The 20,283-nt window shown below is 63.4% G+C and carries 22 protein-coding genes; 8 read left to right on the top strand and 14 right to left on the bottom strand.

The genetic code is table 11. The annotated features are described in order from the left end of the window. Positions 1–22: 22 nt before the first annotated feature. The 6 genes from KR49_RS11695 to KR49_RS11670 form a co-directional block, all read right to left on the bottom strand. Positions 23–1,405 (bottom strand): MFS transporter, encoded by a 1,383-nt coding sequence (locus tag KR49_RS11695; protein WP_043695660.1) that lies wholly within the window; start codon positions 1,403–1,405, stop codon positions 23–25. A gap of 61 nt (positions 1,406–1,466) precedes the next feature. Next, positions 1,467–1,850 (bottom strand): Crp/Fnr family transcriptional regulator, encoded by a 384-nt coding sequence (locus KR49_RS11690; protein ID WP_043695657.1) that lies wholly within the window; start codon positions 1,848–1,850, stop codon positions 1,467–1,469. An 81-nt stretch (positions 1,851–1,931) separates the two neighbouring features. Further along, the gene (locus KR49_RS11685; RefSeq protein WP_043695655.1) at positions 1,932–3,104 is read right to left on the bottom strand and encodes a transaldolase; all 1,173 of its coding nucleotides are present in this window, start codon (positions 3,102–3,104) and stop codon (positions 1,932–1,934) included. A gap of 49 nt (positions 3,105–3,153) precedes the next feature. Next, a complete protein-coding gene (locus KR49_RS11680; RefSeq protein ID WP_043695651.1) occupies positions 3,154–4,968 on the bottom strand; it encodes a penicillin-binding protein 2 in 1,815 nt (604 codons plus the stop codon). Next, positions 4,968–5,456: a hypothetical protein gene (locus KR49_RS11675; RefSeq protein WP_371257631.1), complete on the bottom strand. Its 489-nt coding sequence runs from the start codon at positions 5,454–5,456 to the stop codon at positions 4,968–4,970. The genes KR49_RS11680 and KR49_RS11675 overlap by 1 nt, the downstream gene beginning before the upstream one ends. 3 nt (positions 5,457–5,459) lie before the next feature. Further along, positions 5,460–6,728, bottom strand: a complete 1,269-nt coding sequence (locus tag KR49_RS11670) for a CPBP family intramembrane glutamic endopeptidase (protein ID WP_043697455.1) — start codon at positions 6,726–6,728, stop codon at positions 5,460–5,462. A 76-nt stretch (positions 6,729–6,804) separates the two neighbouring features. On the opposite strand from KR49_RS11670, the gene KR49_RS11665 reads away from it, so the two are divergent. Both KR49_RS11665 and KR49_RS11660 read left to right on the top strand, forming a co-directional pair. Further along, the gene (locus tag KR49_RS11665) at positions 6,805–8,133 is read left to right on the top strand and encodes a histidine phosphatase family protein (RefSeq protein WP_043697452.1); all 1,329 of its coding nucleotides are present in this window, start codon (positions 6,805–6,807) and stop codon (positions 8,131–8,133) included. A 4-nt stretch (positions 8,134–8,137) separates the two neighbouring features. Next, positions 8,138–9,397 carry a dihydroorotase gene (locus KR49_RS11660; protein ID WP_043695648.1) on the top strand — a complete coding sequence of 420 codons (1,260 nt, stop codon included), beginning with the start codon at positions 8,138–8,140 and terminating at the stop codon, positions 9,395–9,397. Here the strand turns inward: KR49_RS11660 and lepB are convergent. Continuing rightward, complete coding sequence (gene lepB, locus KR49_RS11655) at positions 9,387–10,103, bottom strand: signal peptidase I (protein WP_253912762.1); 717 nt, start codon at positions 10,101–10,103, stop codon at positions 9,387–9,389. The two genes, KR49_RS11660 and lepB, sit on opposite strands and share 11 nt — an antisense overlap. 79 nt (positions 10,104–10,182) lie before the next feature. On the opposite strand from lepB, the gene KR49_RS11650 reads away from it, so the two are divergent. After that, the gene (locus KR49_RS11650) at positions 10,183–11,688 is read left to right on the top strand and encodes a hypothetical protein (protein ID WP_043695642.1); all 1,506 of its coding nucleotides are present in this window, start codon (positions 10,183–10,185) and stop codon (positions 11,686–11,688) included. Here the strand turns inward: KR49_RS11650 and KR49_RS11645 are convergent. From KR49_RS11645 to KR49_RS11625, 4 genes are all read right to left on the bottom strand, one after another. Continuing rightward, positions 11,651–12,010, bottom strand: coding sequence for an arsenate reductase family protein (locus KR49_RS11645; protein WP_043695639.1), 360 nt, complete (start codon positions 12,008–12,010; stop codon positions 11,651–11,653). The genes KR49_RS11650 and KR49_RS11645 overlap by 38 nt on opposite strands. Before the next feature lie 2 nt (positions 12,011–12,012). Next, complete coding sequence (locus tag KR49_RS11640; protein ID WP_043695636.1) at positions 12,013–12,372, bottom strand: 2Fe-2S iron-sulfur cluster-binding protein; 360 nt, start codon at positions 12,370–12,372, stop codon at positions 12,013–12,015. A 31-nt stretch (positions 12,373–12,403) separates the two neighbouring features. Continuing rightward, on the bottom strand, positions 12,404–12,919 hold the full coding sequence (locus KR49_RS11635; protein ID WP_043695633.1) for an inorganic diphosphatase: 516 nt from the start codon (positions 12,917–12,919) through the stop codon (positions 12,404–12,406). Between the two features lie 277 nt (positions 12,920–13,196). Then, positions 13,197–13,661, bottom strand: a complete 465-nt coding sequence (locus KR49_RS11625) for a hypothetical protein (RefSeq protein WP_043695630.1) — start codon at positions 13,659–13,661, stop codon at positions 13,197–13,199. A 145-nt stretch (positions 13,662–13,806) separates the two neighbouring features. Between KR49_RS11625 and KR49_RS11620 the strand changes: the two genes are divergently transcribed. From KR49_RS11620 to KR49_RS11605, 4 genes are all read left to right on the top strand, one after another. After that, positions 13,807–15,588: a proline--tRNA ligase gene (locus KR49_RS11620; RefSeq protein WP_043695627.1), complete on the top strand. Its 1,782-nt coding sequence runs from the start codon at positions 13,807–13,809 to the stop codon at positions 15,586–15,588. A gap of 25 nt (positions 15,589–15,613) precedes the next feature. Further along, complete coding sequence (gene psb27, locus KR49_RS11615; protein WP_043695624.1) at positions 15,614–16,039, top strand: photosystem II protein Psb27; 426 nt, start codon at positions 15,614–15,616, stop codon at positions 16,037–16,039. Positions 16,040–16,123: 84 nt separating this feature from the next. Then, positions 16,124–17,443, top strand: coding sequence for an adenylosuccinate synthase (locus KR49_RS11610; RefSeq protein WP_173402153.1), 1,320 nt, complete (start codon positions 16,124–16,126; stop codon positions 17,441–17,443). A gap of 42 nt (positions 17,444–17,485) precedes the next feature. Next, on the top strand, positions 17,486–18,499 hold the full coding sequence (locus tag KR49_RS11605) for an adenosine kinase (protein WP_043695618.1): 1,014 nt from the start codon (positions 17,486–17,488) through the stop codon (positions 18,497–18,499). On the opposite strand, the gene cutA is transcribed toward KR49_RS11605, so the two are convergent. Then, positions 18,435–18,812, bottom strand: coding sequence for a divalent-cation tolerance protein CutA (cutA, locus tag KR49_RS11600; protein WP_043695614.1), 378 nt, complete (start codon positions 18,810–18,812; stop codon positions 18,435–18,437). The two genes, KR49_RS11605 and cutA, sit on opposite strands and share 65 nt — an antisense overlap. Then, positions 18,805–19,611 carry a precorrin-6A/cobalt-precorrin-6A reductase gene (locus KR49_RS11595; protein ID WP_253912761.1) on the bottom strand — a complete coding sequence of 269 codons (807 nt, stop codon included), beginning with the start codon at positions 19,609–19,611 and terminating at the stop codon, positions 18,805–18,807. The genes cutA and KR49_RS11595 overlap by 8 nt, the downstream gene beginning before the upstream one ends. Before the next feature lie 14 nt (positions 19,612–19,625). Here KR49_RS11595 and KR49_RS11590 point away from each other — a divergent pair, with 14 nt between their 5' ends. Further along, positions 19,626–20,072 (top strand): single-stranded DNA-binding protein, encoded by a 447-nt coding sequence (locus KR49_RS11590; RefSeq protein WP_043695611.1) that lies wholly within the window; start codon positions 19,626–19,628, stop codon positions 20,070–20,072. A gap of 2 nt (positions 20,073–20,074) precedes the next feature. On the opposite strand, the gene KR49_RS11585 is transcribed toward KR49_RS11590, so the two are convergent. After that, entirely contained in the window at positions 20,075–20,269 is a 195-nt protein-coding gene (locus tag KR49_RS11585) for a hypothetical protein (RefSeq protein ID WP_043697443.1), read from the bottom strand. Positions 20,270–20,283 lie beyond the last annotated feature (14 nt).

Below are 20,283 nucleotides of genomic sequence, written 5' to 3'. Positions count from 1 at the left end.
GATCCGGCGCTCCATCCAAGGTTCAATCCACCGCCATCTCCATCACTTCGCAGAATCGAGTTTTCACCTTTTCGCGAAAGCCCACCACATCCAAACGGCGCGTCATCAACGCAGCGCCAAGGAAACAGACCATCTGCAGGGCAAACACCCCGCCATAGGCTCCAAAAAGATCCCCGCCATTCCAGGCTTGGAACAAGGTGAGCAGGCCGCCTCCACTGATCGTGGCCAGACCGCAGGAATAGGCATAGCCCGCTCCCCAGATGCCCAGGAGGAAGCCCGTGCGCCCGGGTTCCACAAAACTGAACATCAGGGTGAGGCAGGCATTCATGCACACCCCAAGCGACAAACCAAACAAGCCAACGGCAGCCCGCAACAGGGGGATCGACTGATCAGCCCCGGCCCACAGCATCAGCATCAAGGCCAGTGCTGCCAGCACCGCCCCCACACGGGCCGTGCGGATGTTGCCGACGCGCTCAATCAACCAGAAGCCACTGAGCCCCAAGCCACCAAAGAAACCCAGGGCGATCAACACATTCAGCGATGTGGTGGCACAGACACTCATGCCAAAGACGGCAGCGCCGTAGGGCTCCAACACCGCATCGTTGAGGAACATGCTGAAGGTGAACAGGCACAGCACCCCAAGGAAACGACCGGCCTGAGGGATGGACCGCAGTTTCAAGAGCAATTGGGGTAAGGCCAACCGCTGGGGAACATCGGGGGGGGCCGACCCCACAGGCGCGAACAAGTCTGTGGTGCGGCGTTCCACGCCGAACACCGACGCCACCCCTAGCCCCAGCAGCACGAAGGGCGTCACCACCGACAGACGCTGCAGCCCGGCCAGAACTGCGGTGCGGCTGGCATCGGCCGCGCAGGCACTGCCGAACACCTGATTCACCAGAACACTGCCCAGCAACACCCCCAGCAGACGCATCCCCCACACCACCGACAGCACCCGCGGCCGCTCGGCTTCTGTGGTGCGATCAGCGATCAAGGCCGAAAACGCTGTTCCACCAGCGGCGATCGCCGTGCCAATCGCCACGAAGACAAGGATCAACAGGCCAATCAGCAGCGCATCGAGATCACCGCCGGAGCTCTCCATGCTGGTCGCCAACCGCAGCACAAGCTGGCAGGCCACTCCGAACAACAGAGCAATCGCCAACGAGCTGATCACGATGAAGGGTGTGCGACGCAGCCGGCTTGGGGGGATGCGATCGGAGCGGTGGCCGAACCAGGCGCGGGTGAACCCCATCAGCTGCTGACCACCGACGGCCAACGCCGCCAGCACCGCCGGCAGCTGGATGTCTTGAATCAACAGACGGTTCAGCAGTCCCAGAATCAGGACCCCGAGGATGCCAAGACTGAGCTGGAACAACCCCAGACGGAGAGCGAGACGGATTCGACCCACAAGAATGCACCGCTAGCACATACATTCTTTCAAAAGGGCCGGATCGTGCGTTTTTTCCTGATCAGTTGTCGGCCAGCTTGATGTCGCGCAGACGCTCATCGATGGACGCCAGCAGTTCGACGGCAAACATCGGAGCCTCCTGAACCGCGAACAGGAACTTCTCACGGTTCATTTCGATGAGGCGGCAATCAGAGGTCGCGGTCGCCGTACCCAGACGCTGGTGATCCCTCATCACCAGCGCACCCGCGCCGAACACGTGACCGGTGGGAATGTCTTCATGGCCCTGGGTGCCGCTTTCGCCGATCCAGGTGAGACGGACGCATCCCTCCAACAGGCCATACATGGTGGATCCTGTGTCTCCAGTGGAGAACAACACCTCACCGGCCTTGAGGGTGATCACCTCGCCTTTGCTGGCGAGCGCAAGCATGGTGTCGAGGGCGTGCATGGAAGTCAAATCGTCACCAACGAAGTTTGGTGATCACAGATGAAGGAGAGGTAATGCCCCTCCCTGCTTCCGTGCCATGGCTCAGGCGGCGGTCAGGGAAAGCGCAGCACCGAAACCCTGACGCACATCCTCCTGGGAGATCAGACCATCGTGATCCTGATCCAGTGCATCAAAGACGGCATCACTGCCGAGCCACTCGTCCCGGGTGATGCTGCCGTCGCCGTTCATGTCGTTGAGCATGAAGATCTCCTGAACGGCATGACCGAAGGCCTTGCCCCCCTCCAGTTCCGCGAGGCGATGGGCGAGTTGATGCTCAAGCGTCTCGATGGCCTTGCTGAAGCCTTTGATGCCCTCGCCCAGTTTGTCCGACGCCATTCGATCGTCCTTCATCATCGCGTCGAAACGCTCGCGATCCACATGGATCTGCTCTTCGGCGCTCACAGGATTGGATCCATCGAGTTTGCGGGTCAGTGCCGCGTCGCTCTCACGCAGTTGATCCAGCAGCTTGGGAGAAATGGTGAGCAGATCGCATCCGGCAAGTTCCGTGATCTCATCGAGATTCCGGAAACTGGCTCCCATCACCTCGGTCTTATAGCCGTAGGTCTTGAAGTAATTGAAAATGCGGGTCACAGAGATGACACCAGGATCTTCCGGGCCCGGATAGGAATCACGACCGGTGTCGGCCTTGAACCAGTCGAGGATGCGACCGACAAACGGGGAGATCAGGGTGACACCCGCCTCGGCGCAGGCCACGGCCTGACCGAAGCCGAACAGCAGAGTGAGATTGCAGTGGATGCCGTCTTTCTCAAGCACTTCAGCAGCCTTGATGCCCTCCCAGGTGGAGGCGATCTTGATCAGAACGCGCTCGTTGCTGATACCGGCATCGTTGTACAGGCGGATCAGCTTGCGGCCCTTTTCAACCGTGGCGTCCGTGTCGTAACTGAGGCGGGCATCCACCTCGGTGGACACGCGGCCGGGAACGATCTTGAGAATCTCTTTACCGAAGATGACGCTGATCTCGTCGAGAGCCTCATGCACCACATCCTCGACCGGGGCATTGTCACCGATCAGCTTGCGGGATGAGCGCAGCGCCTCATCAATCAGATTCTGATAAGCGGGTATCTGGGCGGCAGCGAGTATCAGGGATGGGTTGGTGGTGGCGTCGCGGGGAGTGAATTTACGGATCGCCTCCAGATCTCCTGTATCTGCCACCACGACCGTCATCGCGGAGAGCTGCTCAAGCAAGCTGGCCATTGTGGAAAAAGGCTCTTCTGTTCGTAACGTAGCGGCGTTTTAGAAGCCGTCAGCCGTTGACGGTCTTGTTCAATTCTGCAGGTTTTGAAGGTGTGATTTTCTCCACAACCAGCAGTGCATCAATGATCTGCTTGGCCACGGGAACGGCCACGGTTGAGCCGTAGGCATTGTCCCCCTGGGGTTCGTCGATCACCACCAGAACGACGTAACGAGGGGACTCGATCGGCAGGGTGGCCACAAAGCTGCAGATCTTCGCTCCAGGCAGATAAACGCCGTTGAGAGCTTTCTGCGCTGTTCCGGTCTTGCCGCCGATGCGATAGCCGGGGGTCTTCACCCCCTTGCCGCTGCCCTTGTCCACCACCGATTCCATCCAGCTCAGAACCGTACGGGTGATCTCAGGCTTCAACAGTTGCTGTCCTCCCGGCGAGGCAGCCGGGGCGAGGGCCTCACCGGAGCGGAAGCCCCGGGTGATGTGAGGACTGACCAGACGACCGCCGTTGGCCAGCACCCCATGCAGCTGGGTCAGCTTGAGCGGCGTCAGGGAAAACCCCTGCCCGAAGGCGCTGGTCGCCGGTTCGATCGGATGCGTTGTGAACTGCTTCTTCGTCTTCAGCTGTCCGGCCACCGCTCCCGGCAGATCGGTATCCGGTCTCCGGTCGATTCCGAGACGGTTCATCCAATCCCAGTAGACACCGTCATCGAGTCGGCGCATGGCCTGCACCATTCCGACGTTGCTGGACACCTGCAGCACGGTGGCGAAATCCACCAGGCCATTGGCTCGCTTGTCGTGGTTGTTGATCGGCCAGCCACCGATCTTCAACTGACCCACGTCATGCACCCGCTCGTCCGGCCTGATGGCACCTTCCTGAAGAGCGAGCGCCAGATTGATGGGTTTGAAGGTCGAGCCGGGCTCGTAGAGATCCTGCACGGACCATTCCCGGAATCGACCGGGATCAAAGCTCCAGTAGCGATTGGGGTCGTACGTGGGTGTGGAGGCGAGCACCAGCAGCTCGCCGTTGGCGACATCCATGACGATGGCTGCCCCTTTCTGCGCCTTCCACTTCGCCACCTGCTCCGACAGAGCCTTGACGGCCAGTTCCTGAAGACGGCCATCAAGGGTGAGCTGCAGCCGGAGATCATCTCCGTAGAACACACCCGGAGCCAGATCGTCGGGGAGGGGCGTTCCGTCAGCACCCCGCCGCATGCTGCGGGCCTGCTCGTGACGCATCAGCTCCTCATCGCGGCTCTGCTCGAGCCCTGCCTGGGGGACGCGCTCGTCGTTGAGAAACCCGACCACGTTGGCGAACAGCGAGCCCTGTGGATAGATCCGCTGCGGATAAGCCTCAAGGTCCAGACCGCTGATGCCCAAGGATCGGATCCGTGCAGCCGTCTCGGGATCCAGGCCTTCAGCAAGCCGGATCCCCGAGGGGCGCTGAGCCATCTCGGCCTCAAGGCGGCTGGCCGGAACAGCGATCATGGGCGACAACAGTTCCGCCACATCCGCAGCCGGACGGATGTGGTTCGGGTCATCTCCGGGCAGGTTGAAGTAACGCGGATGAGCCCAGAGACGGAATCGCTTCTCATCCATGGCCACCAGACGGCCGGTGCGATCGACGATCGGACGGCGCTGACCGAGCGGCTGGGTGCGCTGGGTCTGCAGGCGGCGGGCACGGGCTTCAAGAGCATCGGTCTGCACCAGTTGCAGCCAGGCCATCCGTCCGGCCAGGCCGATCAGACCGGCACTGAGCACCAGAAACACCATCCAGAGACGTCTGGACGGCACCTTCTCAAGCGGGACCACCCGGGAACGGCCTCGACGCCGGGACCTGGAGGGCGTCGCGGGAGCCTGGGACGGTGCAGCCATCAGTAGCCGGCCCGGATCCGCTGGTCGATCAGATCATCCAGGACAGGCAGAAGTTGTTGACTCTCGGGTTTGGCGACCGACGATTCCGGACGTTTCAGATACACCAGATTGGCCACCTTGGTGGGAACGAGGCTGGAGGGACGGGCCGTGCGTCTCAGGAGATGCTGTTCCAGCTGCGCCGTGGATTCCGTCAGCCGATGGGACAACGAGCGGGTTCCCTCCAACCGTTGAAAGGAAAGCGTCCAGCGATGCTGCCAGTGCAGAGTCAGGCCTGACAGCACTGCCGCGGCCGTGATCACGCCGAGCAGAGTTCCATCCGCGAGGCGATGAAGACCGCCGAGAACCGGCGATCGACGGGACACCCGTCCTGATGACAGAGACCCCTGAATCAGCTCGAGAGCCCTGGAGGTCTGTCGCTGTTCCGGAGCGGCAACCACCGTGGACACAGTCGAATAGGCCAGTGAACCACCCGCACAGGCCGGCCGCAAGACTCAGAGAAGCAGGAGATTCAGGAAGGTGATGCCGTTCCAGAGAGCGTGCATCAGCACGCAGGGGAGCAGGCGTCCGCCTCGAAGGCGCAGCAGACCGAGACCGATTCCGAGAACCGTCAGCGGAGCCAGTTCACCGATGCTCAGATGGGCAAGCGCAAACACCAGCGCACTGAGCAGCACAGCGGGACCGGATCCAACCCGGCTTGCCAGAACGGGAAGCAGCGTCCCGCGGAAAATCACCTCCTCGAAAAGCGGCGCCAGCACCACAGCCGTCAGCAACAGCAGAAGCAGCGCCAGAGGGTCACGACTGCCGAGGACCAGTTCCAGCAGTGGATTGCTGCCACCGGGATCACCGACCAGCTTCACCACCAGCCAACCGGCCAGGGTCACCACCGGAGTCACCATCAACCATCCGGAGGCAGCCAGGCGAAGAGCCGAGGCAGGAGGATGCAGCCCCCATTGCAGCCAGCCTCCGGATGGACTGCGTTGCGGGTCCAGGGCACGGAGCTGACGCCGCAGGATCAACAAACTCGGCAGGGCCATCAGGCTGTAGTTGATCACCACTCCGACGGCTTCCCGACGGGGACTGGCCAGAGCCGAGGTGAGGGCTCCGACCAGCGGCAGAGCCAGCAGCGGCATGGCCACGGCACTGATGACGACAAACCCGCCGGCGACAAGAAGGATCATGTCGATCAGCGTCAGCTCGGGCCCCTCAAGAGAGGGCGAAGGCTCCTGTTGTCCCCGCAACAGACTCCATCCCTGCTGGAGCAGCAGCAGGCTCCCCAGGAGCACCATGACCAGTGGCAGTGTGGCGCTGAGGGTCAGCCGCAGAGCCGCTCCAGAAGCGATCTGCTGATCCAGGCAGAGCGCCTCTGATGCATCTGGCTCGGCTTCGCAGGCCAGCAGCTGGAGGAGCGGATCATCCGATGCCCGCGCAGCTGCGATGTCCGCATCCCCGGAACCCTGCAGCAGTTTCAGCAGCTGCGTCTGGCGTGAGCTGCGCCGGCTCTCTGGACTGTCCTGCAAGGCCTGGAGCAGAACCTGCCTTGGCGCCTCCCCCATCAGCACCGGGCGCAACGCCGAAGGCACGGCTGGCTCCGCCAGCACACTGAGCTCCTGCTGCTGGAGAGTCAGGACCGGCGCAACCGATGGCCGACTGAGGCTGTCGATCAGCCCGGTGACCCAGATCGCCGTGGCCAGCACCAGGGAGAGAACGGCCAGGAGTGTTTTCCAGCGGGGCTCAACCGGGCGGGGAGAACTGGACGACACCACGTCGGCTCAACTACACCCGATTGTCCTCCGGCGGGGCTTGCCCCATACGATGGCCGCGCTTTGCTGCAGCACGGTGCCCCTCCGTCTTCTCCTCGTCCGCCACGGTCTGAGCAGTTTCAACCAGGAGCGCCGCATTCAGGGGCGTGATGACCTCTCCAACCTCACCGAAGAGGGTCACGAGCAGGCCAGGGCACTGGGGGAATCGCTCTCGGACGTTCCCTTTGATGCCGTCTACAGCTCACGCCTGCGCCGGGCAGCCTCCACCACTGCGTCCCTGCTGGAGGCCCGCGGCGGCACAGCACCGGAGCCGGTGTTCGACGACGGCCTGCTGGAGGTGGATCTGGAACCCTGGTCGGGGATGGCCATCGATGAGCTGACCGAGCGGTATCCGGAGGATTACGCCACCTGGAAGCGACGGCCGCTCGAACTGAAACTGGAGCGGAGGGATGGTCGCCGCTACCGCCCCCTCCCTGACTTGATGCAGCAGGCCGAGCACTTCGTGGCAGGGCTGCTGAAGCGACATCCAGTCGAGACCGACGCCACGGTGCTGGTCGTTGCCCACAACGCCATCCTTCGCTGTCTGATGCTCACCCTGCTGGGGGAACCTGAGAACGGATTCCGCCGGCTGAGAGTGGACAACACCTCGCTCTCGGTCTTCAACCTCACGGCTGGAGAGTCTCGCCCTCAGGTGCAGATCGAGTGCCTGAACAGCACCACCCATCTCTCTCCGCTTCCTGCCAAGGGCAAGGGGGCCCGGCTCATCCTTGTGCGTCATGGGGAGACGGACTGGAACAAGGAAGGACGTTTCCAGGGGCAGATCGACATCCCTCTGAATGAGCACGGACGCAGCCAGGCAGCTGCAGCCCGAGACTTTCTCAGAACCGTCAGGATCGACCGGGCCTGGAGCAGCACCCTGTCGCGGCCGACCGAAACGGCTGAAATCATTCTGGAAGCCCATCCCGGCGTCGCCCTCACCCAGACCGACGGGCTCGTGGAGATCGGCCACGGCCAGTGGGAGGGCAAGCTCGAGTCCGAGATCCGAGCCGACTGGTCGGACCTGCTCGACACCTGGAAACGAACTCCGGAAACGGTTCAGATGCCTGACGGCGAAACGATTCAGGATGTCTGGGCCCGCTCGGTCCGCAGCTGGGGGGAGATCGCAACCTCCCTGGAGGCGGAGGACACCGCTCTGGTGGTGGCCCATGACGCCGTCAACAAAACCATCCTCTGTGATCTGCTCGGCCTGACGCCGGCGGACATCTGGGCGGTGAAGCAGGGCAATGGCGGTGTGACGGTGGTCGACATCGCAACGGATCCGGGCCAGCCTGCAGTGGTGACCTGTCTCAATCTCACCTCCCACTTCGGGAGTGTGCTCGACCGGACCGCGGCAGGCGCGCTCTGATGCCATGAACGACACCCTGTTGCTGGATCCGATCCGGATCCTGCAAGGTCCGGATCGGCCGGTCCGGGACGGGGCCGTTCTGCTGGAATCCGGCGTCCTGCAGGGATTTGATCAGGCGGCTCGGGAGAGAGCCATCCAGCTGGGCGTGACCGCCACGGAGGCCTCCGGCCAGCTGATCGCCCCATGCCTGGTGGATCCCCACTCCGTGCTGGAGTCTCCATTCAGCGGCCGTTCGGAAACCCTCGACAGCCTGCGACGCTGTGCTGCCGCAGCCGGTTACGGCCAGGTGGCGCTGCTGCCGCGGAGCCCGACCTGGCGCGATTCACCGGAACGGTTGATCGGTTTCCGCGACCATGACCCGCGGGAGGTGACCATCCATCTCTGGGGTGGCTTCAGCCGGGGAGGTGCCGGAACCGAACTCGCGTCCCATGGTGATCTGCTCGATCTGGGGGCCATCGGTCTTGCTGATGACGATGCGCTGATTCCTCTGACGCTGCTGGAACGTGGGTTGCTGCTGGGAGAGATGGGATCGGCACCGGTGCTGGTCGCCCCCCGTGATCCCGCCCTGCAGGGGGATGGCATGGTGCGCGAAGGCGTTGAGACCCTGCGGGCCGGTTGGGCACCGGATCCGGAAACCAGTGAGACCCTGCCCCTGAGACAGCTGTTGGCCCTGCATCAGCGGCACCCGGAACGGCAGCTGCGTCTGATGAACGTGTCCACGGCGGCTGCCGTGGAGTCTCTCCGCGCTGATGCGCTGCCCCCTCTCACCAGCGTCTGCTGGTGGCACCTGCTGGCGGATCGCGGGGATCTTCCCGGAGGGGATGCCAGCTGGCGGGTGCACCCATCGCTGGGAGGCGCCGCCGACCGCGAAGCGCTGCAGCAGGCCCTGCGCGAGCAGCTGATCCGAGCCGTCTCAGTGCATGCCGTTCCGATGGATGCGGAGGACATGCTGCTCCCGCCGGATCAGCGTCCCCCAGGGCTGAGCGGGCATCACCTGGTGCTTCCGGCGCTCTGGGATGCCTTGGTTCGCAACGGCGATTTCAGCCTCGAACAGCTCTGGCAGGGGCTCAGCTTCGGTCCCTCCGCTCTGATCGATCAGCCTCCCGAGGCGCTCGCTGTCGGAAGCCGACGCTGGCTGCTGTTCGACCCTGAACAGACCTGGCAGGTCCGCCAGGATGATGCCGCGGCTCCGATGGCCGCGAACCTGGCTCTGCTGAACCGTGAGATGCGTGGCAGGGTCACCGCCTGCGGGCTCAGTCGCTGAGTCCCCCCAATCGGTTGAGAGGCCAGAACCGGATCACGGCTCTGCCGAGAATCTCGTTTTCCGGCAGGAATGGGCCACCGGGCCAGAAGCGCCCGTCCCAGCTGTTTTGCCGGTTGTCTCCCAGCACGAGCACCGACGCGTCCGGCACAGTGGTGTCGATGGTGCGACAGGGACTCATCCCCTGTTCGTTGACCGCACAGAAACGCTGGACATAGGGCTCTTCGAGCGGCTCCCCGTTCAGGATGACCTCACCACTGGGGCTGACCACAACACGGTCGCCGGCCACGGCGATCACCCGTTTGATGTAGGCATCACAGGCGGGGTTCGCCAGTCCGGGAATGAAGCTCACCAGAGGCAGATTCACCAGAATGCAGCGGAGCGGAGAGGGCCGCTGGGGAGACCGCAGAGCGGGGTCGAATGCATAGGGAGAGTTGAACACGACGATCTCTCCTCGTCTGGGGGGCCGGGTCCGGAAGGTCAGCTTCTCCACCAGAAGCCGGTCCTGGATCTGCAGTCCGGGAAGCATCGAACCCGACGGGATGTAGCGAGCCTCCACCACCATCTGTCGGATCCCCAGATACAACGCCAGGGTGAACAGCACCGGTGCCCAGAAATCCCAGAAAGGGTGGGTTTTCGTGCCTTGTTGATGAGCCCTGTCGCCTTCGTTGGAGTTCGATCGACGCTCCTGCTTCTGATCGCCTGCCAACGGATCACTTCTCTGTGAATCTGCACCACGATAGAAGGAGTGTGACGAGCTCACTTCCCGGGCCGCACTTCGTACCCCCATGGTTCGCCCCCGCTGGCAAGGGTTCAAGCTCCACCACCGCGCCAGAGCCTGGCGGCGCTGGGACCAGGCGCTCGCGTTGTTGGCTGCAGCGAATCTTGCCTGGGTGATTTTCGACGCCACCTATCTGCCGCTGCGCAACTTCTGGCTTCAGCGCAACCTCTATCCGCTGCCCTCCGTGCCGCTGGCGGTGCCGTTGCCCTGGCTGCCGGACATCACGCCGTTCTACGACCCGATCAAGGGCATCGAACCCCATCGGGACACCCAGGCCTACATGAGGCATTTCCAGGACCTGGACAGGCTCGCCGTGGAGCGGGGAACCGCAGACCCGGAGGTGAAGCGTCTGTTTCAGGAACAGGCGCGGCTGACCACGGAGATGATCACCACGAATCCATTCCTGAATTCCGGCAATGCCGGCGCCCTGGAAAAGATCAAATCCCAGCTCCGCACCCGCGCCGGGCTGGATTCCGCTCAGCAGTCAGCGGATTTCTTGCTCAGCGACCGACACCTGAGCCAGTCGGACTGGGCTGTCGAGCGGCAGTTCTGGACCGTCAAGATCCTGCCGCTGGTGCAGGTCAACACCTGGCGCAGCATTGATGCGAACGGGCAACCCACGGATCTGAGCTGGCGGATCGACACCCCGTTCCGGCTGCTGTTCCTGCTCGACATCCTGCTCCGGACCCTGCGGCTGAAACGGCGTTACCCGGCGATTCGCTGGCGTGACGCCCTGCTGCGGCGATGGATCGACCTGCCGCTGCTGCTTCCCTTCGCACGCCTGCTGCGGGTGGTACCCGTCACCGAACGCCTGTCGAGAGCGGGATTGATTCAACTGGAACCGCTGCGAGCGGTGATCAGTCGGGGCGTCGTGGCCCTGCTGGCGCTGGAGCTGTTCGAGGTGATCACCGTGCGGGTGGTGGATGCCGCTCAGCAGGTGATCCGCTCTCCGCAGCTCCCTCAGCGAGTCCGCAGCTTCTGCAGCTACCAGTCAACCGATGTGAACGAACAACGGGAACTCGCGGAGCTGGCACGACTCTGGCTGCCACTGCTGCTCACACAGGTGGGCCCGAATCTGCGCCCCCAGCTGGTGGCTCTGCTGGGCCACCTGCTGCAGCGGAGCATGGAGCGCTCGGTTCGGCCGGAGGCCCTCAGAGGTCTGCCGGCCCTGCAGCGCGCGGAAAGCGAACTGAGCCTTCAGCTGGCCGGTGGTCTGGTCGACTCACTGATCGATGTCTCCAGAGGGGCCGGGGGACGCATCGGACAAAAGGATCCCGTGCTCGATTCCCTCAGCACACAAACCCTGGATCGCTTCTGGGAGGAACTGGCCAGGGTCCTCGATCAGGGACCCATCCTGGAGCGCAGCCAGGACCTGCTCGCTTCACTGCTGGAGGATCTCAAACGCTCCAGCTTCAGTCAGCTGCGCGATCAGGGCGGCGTCGATGCATTGATCAGCGAACTGGATGGTCTGAACTTCAACCGGACAGAGTCTCCGACCAGACCTCAGGCTTGAAGCCCACCAGCACGGTCCCGTCAGGACAGATCACGAACGGTCTCTTGATCAGCTTCCCATCGCTGGACAGAGCTTCGAGGGCCTCCGCATCGCTCATGGCCTTGACCGCTGCAGCCCCGAGAGCGCGGTAACTCTGGCCACTCGTGTTGAACAGAGCCTTGCGGCCCAGTTGGTCCATGGCGTGAGCCAGATCAGCTGCCAGAGGAGGGGCCGACGTGATGTCGAACAGATCATGATCCTGGCCACGGTCCTGCAACCAGGCCAAGGCACGACGGCAGGTGCTGCAGCGGTTGTAGCTCCAGACCCGGAGGCGGTCGGACAAGATCAGCGCCCGAACAGGGATTTCACAGCGCCGATCAGGCTGTTGGAGCCGCGACCCACCCCCTCGGATGGACGGGTGCGGACGGTGACGTCCCCATTGACGGTGGTGCGGCAGCTGAGGCGGAAGTTGGCCGGACGATCCGCCAGGTACACCTCCTCGACATCGCTGCGCGGGGACAGATTCGAGGCACCCTCGACAACTTCCATCACGCAGGTGCCGCACTGACCGACACCGCTGCAGTTGTTGAGGTTGTTGAGGCCGTTGTAGGGATTGATGCCGGCATCGAGAGCCGCCTTGCGGAGATTCGCCCCTTCAATGCACCCAACCTGCTGGCCTTCCTGCTCAAAACGGATGGTGGGCACGGGTCGTACGAAGTCTCAGGTGCGCACCAACTTACAAGCATCTCGCCGCAGCGATGCAGGCGTCGAGCAGCGGTTGAACCGCATCGACGTCCCGCCAGCCGTCGATCGTGACGACGCGGCCCTCAAAATTCTTATAAGTGCGGAAGAATTCCGAGACATCCTCAAGCTGGGATGGAGCGATCTGCCGGATGCTGCGGATGGTCCGCTGACGTGGATCCGCCTCAGGCACGCAGAGCAGCTTGGCGTCGTACGCCCCCCGGTCATGGAGATCCAGCAGGCCGATCGGACGAGCCTTGATCAGGCATCCTGCGAACGTGGGCTCCGCCATGATCACCATGGCATCCAGAGGCGAGCCATCCTCCGCGAGCGTGTTGGGGATGAAGCCGTAATCGAAGGGGTAGCGGACCGAGGAATGCAGCACACGGTCGAGTGCCATCACCCCTGCTTCAGCGGAATATTCGTATTTGTTGCGGCTACCAGCCGGGATCTCCACCAGCAGATTGACCAGCCCTGGTGAGGGAGAAGGGGGGAGGGGGCGGAGATCCATCGCGTTGCTGGGCGGTGGGCGTCAGCCCGGACCATCCGGAGGAACGATCGGTGATGACTGCAGCGAGAGGGGCGCCGACGCTGGAGAGAGCAATGATCAGGCCGATCAGGGCCGTGACAGGGGGGCCCGGACTGAAAGGGTCTTCGCTCTCTGAACTCGAGGACGAATCGTCCTGATGGTGGAATGCCGGATCAGTGGCCATGTCGTTGGGTTGGCCGGAGCCGAACCCTCATCTCGTCACAGGGTGAATGTCGTCATTCTGTCACCGACCCCAGGCTCATGCAGCAGGCCGATCCTGACGATCGCGCCTGGCATCGAGATCGGATGGCGGCTGCGACAGGCCCTCAAGGTGGGAACGGATTCCCTTGAGCTCCTCGAGGATGGAACCCAGCATCTGCTGTGTCGCGGTGGAGGGTGAGTTCAGAACCTCGACAGTGACCTCCTTGATCCGCAGGACATCCTTGGCGAAACGCGCCACCTCGTTGGGATGAAACAGCAGCGGATCCTTCTGATCACTGCGGTATTCAGGATTCAGCTTGCGCGGATTGAAAGGGGGATTCAGGTTCCGAGGGTCTGTGTTGGTGTACCGGTATACAGAAGCCCTGGAACGGTTCAGTGATTTCTGAACATCATCGATGCCGACGAGAGCATCACTCTGCGCCGCAGTTGCTGCAACATCCCCGACGATTTCAACCGATTGTTGAATTTGCGAAGCAACAGATTCAACCGACCGAGGAAACATGAGATAACCCTTGGACAGCCTGGAATGCTCGGACCGTAGCAGCCGAGACTCATGTCGCACACGGGTTTTCAAGCGAGACGGACACTTAAGTGATCGGCACCTGTTCGGATCGGTGATAACTTTTCGCCGACTTCAGGGATCGATCATGCGCGTCTCCGGCCTGATGTTGGTGACGCTCAGGGATGTTCCCTCCGAAGCGGAGATCACATCTCACCAACTGCTTCTTCGGGCGGGCTACATCCGGCGTGTCGGATCCGGCATCTATGCGTATCTGCCTCTGATGTGGAGGGTCCTGCAGCGGATCACAGCCATCGTCCGGGAGGAGATGAACGGCGCTGGTGCTCTGGAATCGCTGCTCCCGCAGCTGCATCCGGCTGAACTGTGGCAACGCAGCGGGCGCTGGCAGGGCTACACCGCCGGCGAAGGAATCATGTTTCACCTCGAAGACCGCCAGGGTCGCCAGCTGGGACTGGGACCCACCCACGAAGAGGTGATCACGAGCCTTGCCGGCGATCTGCTCCGGTCCTACCGACAGCTGCCGGTGAACCTGTATCAGATCCAGACCAAGTTCCGGGACGAGATCCGCCCTCGCTTCGGGCTCATGCGGGGACGCGAATTCATCATGAAAGACGCTTACTCCTTCCATGCGGATGAGGCGGATCTTCGGGCCACCTACGAGCGCATGGATCAGGCCTACCGACGCATCTTCGAGCGCTGCGGCCTTGAGGCTGTTCCCGTGGATGCCGACAGTGGCGCGATCGGAGGAGCCGCGTCCCAGGAGTTCATGGTGACGGCGGATGCCGGTGAAGATCTGATTCTGATCAGCGACGACGGGGTGTATTCCGCCAACCAGGAGAAGGCGGTCTCGCTGCCGTCTCCGGCAGTACCGCTTCAGACGGCTGGGATGACACTGGTGGAAACCCCAGGCCAGACCAGCATCGCGGCCGTCTGCGAGACGCAGGGCTGGCACCCCTCACAGATGGTCAAAGTGCTGCTGCTGGTGGCGAGGCTCGAGGACGGCGAGGAGCAACCCGTTCTGCTGAGCCTGCGGGGTGATCAGGAGCTCAATGACGTGAAACTCATCAACGCCCTGAGCGTTGAACTGGGTGCAGGAGTGCTGGACTGCCGAAGCATCACAACGGAGGACATCAGCCGCCAGGGCTTGAGCGGGATCCCCTTCGGATCGATCGGTCCGGATCTGGACGATGCGCTGCTGTCCGGGGCCTCCAGCTGGAGAACGCGCTTCCTGCGCCTTGCCGACGCGACGGCCACGACCCTGGACAGCTTCTGCTGCGGAGCCAATCAGCCGGACATGCATCGCAGCCATTGCACCTGGGCTGAGCTGGGAGGCACACCAGCGGCCGTCGACCTGCGCACCGCCAGAGCGGGCGAAGCCTGTGTGCACAACCCCGAGGCACGACTGGAGGCAAGGAGGGGCATCGAAGTCGGGCACATCTTTCAGCTCGGACGCAAGTACTCCACAGCGCTGCAGAGCCGTTTCACAAACGAGGCTGGGCAGGAGGAACCCTTCTGGATGGGGTGTTACGGCATCGGGATCTCCCGCCTGGCCCAGGCCGCCGTTGAACAGCATCACGATGAGGCCGGCATCTGCTGGCCGGAAGCGATGGCCCCCTTCGAGGCGATCGTGGTGGTGGCCAACATCCAGGACGAGGGCCAGGCCGCCCTTGGCACGCAGCTCTACGACAGCCTCCTGCAAGCAGGGGTCGACGCACTGCTGGATGACCGCCGCGAACGGGCAGGTGTGAAATTCAAAGATGCGGATCTGATCGGAATCCCCTGGCGAATCGTGGTGGGACGCGATGCGGCGGACGGATTGGTGGAACTGGTTCAGCGCCGTGGACGGCAGGTGAGCAAGCTTCACCACGGCGAAGCCCTCAGTGCTCTGATCAGCGCCCTTCGCCCTTAAAGTCCCACCCAGTCACAACGGATCGATGCTCTCCGCCCTGGCACGTCTGCTGAAGCCTCTCTCCCGAGTGACCATCGCCCTCGGATTGTCTCTCTGCCTGCTTCTCAGCGCCTGCAGCGGAGATGCCGAAGCCCGTCTCAGCGGTGACTACGTCGAGGACACCGTCGCGGTCTCCCGCAGCCTGCTCGAGGTGATCGATCTGCCGCAGGATGCCGAAGGACATGCCGAAGCCGAGGTCGAGGCCCGAGCACTGATCAACGACTACATGTCGCGCTACAGGCCGCAGTCCAGGGTGAATGGCCTCACCTCCTTCACCACCATGCAGACCGCTCTCAACTCCCTGGCCGGTCACTATGCGGGCTACGCCAACCGTCCCCTCCCGGAGGACCTGCACGACCGCATCGCCAAGGAACTCACCAAGGCAGAACGGTCCGCCGTCCGCGGCAGCTGATCCCATCCGGCTTCATCTCTTTGACGGCCGGACACCACATCTGAGAGACTCCCGGATTGTGCAGATTCGCGGCTTCGGGCCGCAGTGTCCTTGGCCAACGTTGTCGTCATCGGAGCTCAGTGGGGTGACGAGGGGAAAGGCAAGATCACCGATCTTCTGAGCCGGTCCGCTGATGTCGTCGTTCGCTATCAGGGCGGCGTCAACGCAGGCCACACGATCGTTGTTGATGAGCGCGTTCTCAAGCTGCATCTGATCCCTTCCGGGATTCTCTATCCAGACACCATCTGCCTGATCGGCTCAGGGACCGTGGTCGACCCGAGGGTGATGCTCGGCGAACTCGAAATGCTGAAGGAGAACGATATCGACATCTCGGGGCTGCAACTGGCCTCGACGGCTCACGTGACGATGCCCTATCACCGCCTGCTGGATCAGGCGATGGAGAAGCAGCGCGGTGCCCGTCGGATCGGCACCACCGGGCGCGGCATCGGCCCCACCTATGCCGACAAGTCCCAGCGCAGCGGGATCAGGGTGATCGATCTTCTGGACGAGCAGCGGCTCAGGGAGCGTCTGGAAGGGCCGTTGCAGGAGAAGAATCAGCTGCTCGAGACGATCTACGCGGTGGAGCCCCTGGATCCCGACGCAGTGATCAGCGAGTACCTCGACTACGGCCGCAGGTTGTCCCCCCATGTGGTCGACTGCACCCGCGCCATCCACCAGGCCGCCCGCGAACGCAAGAACATTCTCTTCGAGGGTGCCCAGGGAACCCTCCTGGACCTTGATCACGGCACCTATCCCTACGTCACCTCCTCGAACCCGGTCTCCGGAGGTGCCTGCATTGGTGCCGGGGTGGGACCCACCCTGATCGACCGGGTCATCGGTGTTGCCAAGGCGTACACCACCCGAGTCGGGGAAGGGCCTTTCCCGACCGAACTGAGCGGCAGCCTGAACGACCAGCTGACGGAACGCGGTGGTGAATTCGGAACCACCACCGGCCGGCGCCGGCGGTGCGGCTGGTTCGACGGGGTGATCGGTCGCTACGCCGTTCAGGTGAACGGTCTTGATTGCCTCGCCGTCACCAAGCTGGATGTGCTGGATGAACTGGATGCGATTCAGGTCTGCGTGGCCTACGAGCTGGATGGCGAACGGATCGATCACTTCCCCAGCAGCTCCGACGACTTCGCCCGTTGCCAGCCCATCTTCGAGACCCTGCCTGGATGGCAGTGCTCCACCGAGGACTGCCGCAAACTGGAGGATCTGCCCGAGGCAGCCATGGCCTATCTGCGCTTCCTCGCGGATCTGATGGAGGTGCCGATCGCCATCGTCTCCCTCGGCGCCAGCCGTGACCAGACCATCGTGGTGGAGGATCCGATCCATGGTCCGAAGCGGGCTCTGCTCAGCGCCTGATCACGACGGGAGGCCATACTGCGGGCCCTCAACCGCTTCTCCATGGCTCCCGACGCCCGCTTCCCCAGCTCCTGCAGCCTTGACGTGGTGGGAATCGGCAACGCCATCGTTGACGTGCTGGTTCAGACCGACGACAGCTTCCTGAACGCTCATGGCCTGCAGAAAGGCGGCATGGCTCTGATCGATGAGCAGCAGGCGGAGGCGCTCTACAAAGCGAGTGGTCCAGGACTCGAAACCTCCGGTGGCTCCGTTGCCAACACCATGGTGGGGATCGCTCAGCTGGGAGGGCGGGCCGGATTCATCGGCCGCGTCCGCGACGACCAACTCGGAACGATCTTCAGCCACGACATCCGTGCTGTTGGCGCCCGTTTCGACACCCCATCAGCCACCAGCGGCGCCACGACGGCTCGCTGTCTGATCTACGTGACTCCGGATGCGGAGCGCACGATGTGCACCTTCCTCGGCGCCTCAACCCAGCTGGAGCCCGACGATCTGGATCTCTCGATGGTGCGTGAGACCAAGGTGCTCTACCTCGAGGGTTATCTCTGGGACAGTCCTGCCGCCAAACGCGCTTTCATCGCAGCAGCAGAAGCCTGCCGCGAAGCGGGTGGTCAGGTGGCTCTCTCGCTCTCCGACGGCTTCTGCGTCGATCGCCATCGCGACAGTTTCCTGGAGCTGGTGAACGGTCATGTGGATGTGCTGTTCGCCAATGAAACGGAGATCCTGTCGCTCTATGAGACCGCCGATCTCGCTGTTGCCCTGGATCGGGTGCGCAGCTGCTGCTCGACCGTCGCCATCACCCGAGGAGCAGACGGTTCGGTGGTGATGAGCGGTGACGAGCGCTGGGACATCGGCATCTTCGGGATGGGAGATCTGCTCGACACCACTGGAGCCGGCGATCTCTATGCCGGCGGTTTCCTGCACGCTTACACCCAGGGGGAGTCGCTGGAGCGCTGCGGTCAGCTGGGAGCCCTCTGCGCCGGGCAGATCGTCACCCAGCTGGGGGCCCGCTCTCAGGTGTCTCTGAAACAGCTGGCGGCAGCGCATCTGAACTGACCGCATCCCGTGCCCAGGCGCCATAGGCGGGCGATGTCTCCACCTGCCAGCTGACCCATTCCGGGGTGTCGTAGCTGTGCAGCTCCGTCAGAGCGAGACGCAGCGGTTCAAGACAGGCCTCGCTGGTCTTGAGCAGAAGCTGCACTTCGTTGTCGCGCGTCAGCTCCCCCTGCCAGTGGAACAGGGAATGGATCGGCGTGAGACTGACGCAGGCCACCAGTCGGCGTTGCAACAGAGCCTCCGCCAGTGTCCCGGCCCGATCGGCATCCGCCTCGGTGGTGAGCACCAGCCAGATCGCTGAAGGATCAGCCATGGGCGATGCGCTCCAGCAGAGCCGACTCACTGGGAACAGTCTCCACCTGAGCAGCCGTGGGCGGTCGTCGCAGCAGCCACAGCTGCAACCCCTGCTCCAGGGCGATCCGGCGCCAGAGCCGCTCCGTGACCCCACCGGATTGACGGCAGAGCACATCGGTGATCGCCCAGTGCCGGCAAAGCGCCTGCTCGATGCCTCCGGCTGGTTCCCCCTGAAGCGGTCTCAACACAGCCAGATGCCCCTGGGGCAGATCCGCTGCCAGGGCACCCCGGAGTCCAGCGGCCGAGGGCAGGGTCCTGGCGAAGACCTCCGCTCCACTGACCCGTGCAAGCCGAGCAGCCGCAGCCAGATGGCGTCCGCCGATGGCCAGCATCAGCCGACGCCCCTGCAGAGCGGCACCGCTCAGATCATCGATCCCTTGCAGGACCGTGGCAGAGCCTCCGGTTTCAAGCGGGCGCTCCAGCCGCAGCAGCGGCTGCCCTAGACCGCCGCAGACCTGCTCCAGATCGGCGCTGATCTGCGTGGCGAAGGGATGGGTGGCATCCACCACCCATCGGAACGGACCCCGCTCCCCCACGAAGGCGGCGATGGCAGCTTCCCCCTGGAGGGCACCGACGGCGAGCGACTCCAACCCCAGCGATGCGTAAGCACGTGCCGCCGATGGCGTCACAACACTGACCTGCACCCGCCAGCCCCGCTTGATCAGCGCAGCCGCGAGACGCGGCCCCTCCCCGGTTCCGGCAAGAAGCCAGAGCTGATCCTGGCGATTCCCGCAGCTGTGCATCAGGATGGCTCCCATCGCTGAACAGGGCCATGAACCACTGCGTGCTCGAAGTGGAGGTGATCGAAGCACCGACGGTTCGCTACACCCAGGACAACCAGACACCGATTGCCGAAATGGCCGTTCGGTTCGATCCGCTGCGTGCCGATGATCCCCCGGGTGAACTCAAGGTCGTGGGCTGGGGCAACCTCGCCCAGGATCTTCAGAACCGTGTGCAGGTGGGCCAGCGGCTCGTGCTGGAAGGTCGGCTGAGGATGAACACCGTCCCCAGACAGGACGGCACGAAAGAGAAACGGGCTGAATTCACCCTCGCGCGCCTGCATCCCGTCGGCGGCCAGACGCCAGGCCCTGCTCCGGAGACGGCTCCGGCCAGCCGTGAGGCACCTGCCGCACCCGTCAGAGCAAAACAGCCCGAACCTGAAACGACCAGCTGGAATTCCGCTCCTCTGGTGCCGGACACCGACGAGATCCCCTTCTGATCTCACCGACCTCCGTTCTCCTCCTGCAGTTCACTGGCTCGGGTGAGCATCTGACCGAGTTCCCGTTCCAGGGCAGCCAGATCCAGCCGTAGATCGGGCCAGCGACCGCTGTCGATCTGCTGCAGCAGCAGGGCCCGATCAGCATCCAGGAGCTGCAGCAGTTCCCGGAGATCCGGGGACGGGGTCTCACTCACGATCGTCCACAGCGGTA

It is taken from the genome of Synechococcus sp. KORDI-49, assembly GCF_000737575.1.
In the GTDB taxonomy this organism is placed as follows: Bacteria; Cyanobacteriota; Cyanobacteriia; order PCC-6307; family Cyanobiaceae; genus Parasynechococcus.
This window is presented reverse-complemented; position numbering and strand designations above follow the sequence as displayed.

What these genes read in the sequence shown, in the direction of transcription:
- KR49_RS11690 (WP_043695657.1), bottom strand. Translation starts at nt 1,850, where the DNA reads ATGCACGCCCTCGACACCATGCTTGCGCTCGCCAGCAAAGGCGAGGTG.
- KR49_RS11685 (WP_043695655.1), bottom strand. Translation starts at nt 3,104, where the DNA reads ATGGCCAGCTTGCTTGAGCAGCTCTCCGCGATGACGGTCGTGGTGGCA.
- KR49_RS11680 (WP_043695651.1), bottom strand. Translation starts at nt 4,968, where the DNA reads ATGGCTGCACCGTCCCAGGCTCCCGCGACGCCCTCCAGGTCCCGGCGT.
- KR49_RS11660 (WP_043695648.1), top strand. Translation starts at nt 8,138, where the DNA reads ATGAACGACACCCTGTTGCTGGATCCGATCCGGATCCTGCAAGGTCCG.
- KR49_RS11650 (WP_043695642.1), top strand. Translation starts at nt 10,183, where the DNA reads ATGGTTCGCCCCCGCTGGCAAGGGTTCAAGCTCCACCACCGCGCCAGA.
- KR49_RS11635 (WP_043695633.1), bottom strand. Translation starts at nt 12,919, where the DNA reads ATGGATCTCCGCCCCCTCCCCCCTTCTCCCTCACCAGGGCTGGTCAAT.
- KR49_RS11625 (WP_043695630.1), bottom strand. Translation starts at nt 13,661, where the DNA reads ATGTTTCCTCGGTCGGTTGAATCTGTTGCTTCGCAAATTCAACAATCG.
- KR49_RS11620 (WP_043695627.1), top strand. Translation starts at nt 13,807, where the DNA reads ATGCGCGTCTCCGGCCTGATGTTGGTGACGCTCAGGGATGTTCCCTCC.
- psb27 (WP_043695624.1), top strand. Translation starts at nt 15,614, where the DNA reads ATGCTCTCCGCCCTGGCACGTCTGCTGAAGCCTCTCTCCCGAGTGACC.
- KR49_RS11605 (WP_043695618.1), top strand. Translation starts at nt 17,486, where the DNA reads ATGGCTCCCGACGCCCGCTTCCCCAGCTCCTGCAGCCTTGACGTGGTG.
- cutA (WP_043695614.1), bottom strand. Translation starts at nt 18,812, where the DNA reads ATGGCTGATCCTTCAGCGATCTGGCTGGTGCTCACCACCGAGGCGGAT.
- KR49_RS11595 (WP_253912761.1), bottom strand. Translation starts at nt 19,611, where the DNA reads ATGGGAGCCATCCTGATGCACAGCTGCGGGAATCGCCAGGATCAGCTC.
- KR49_RS11590 (WP_043695611.1), top strand. Translation starts at nt 19,626, where the DNA reads ATGAACCACTGCGTGCTCGAAGTGGAGGTGATCGAAGCACCGACGGTT.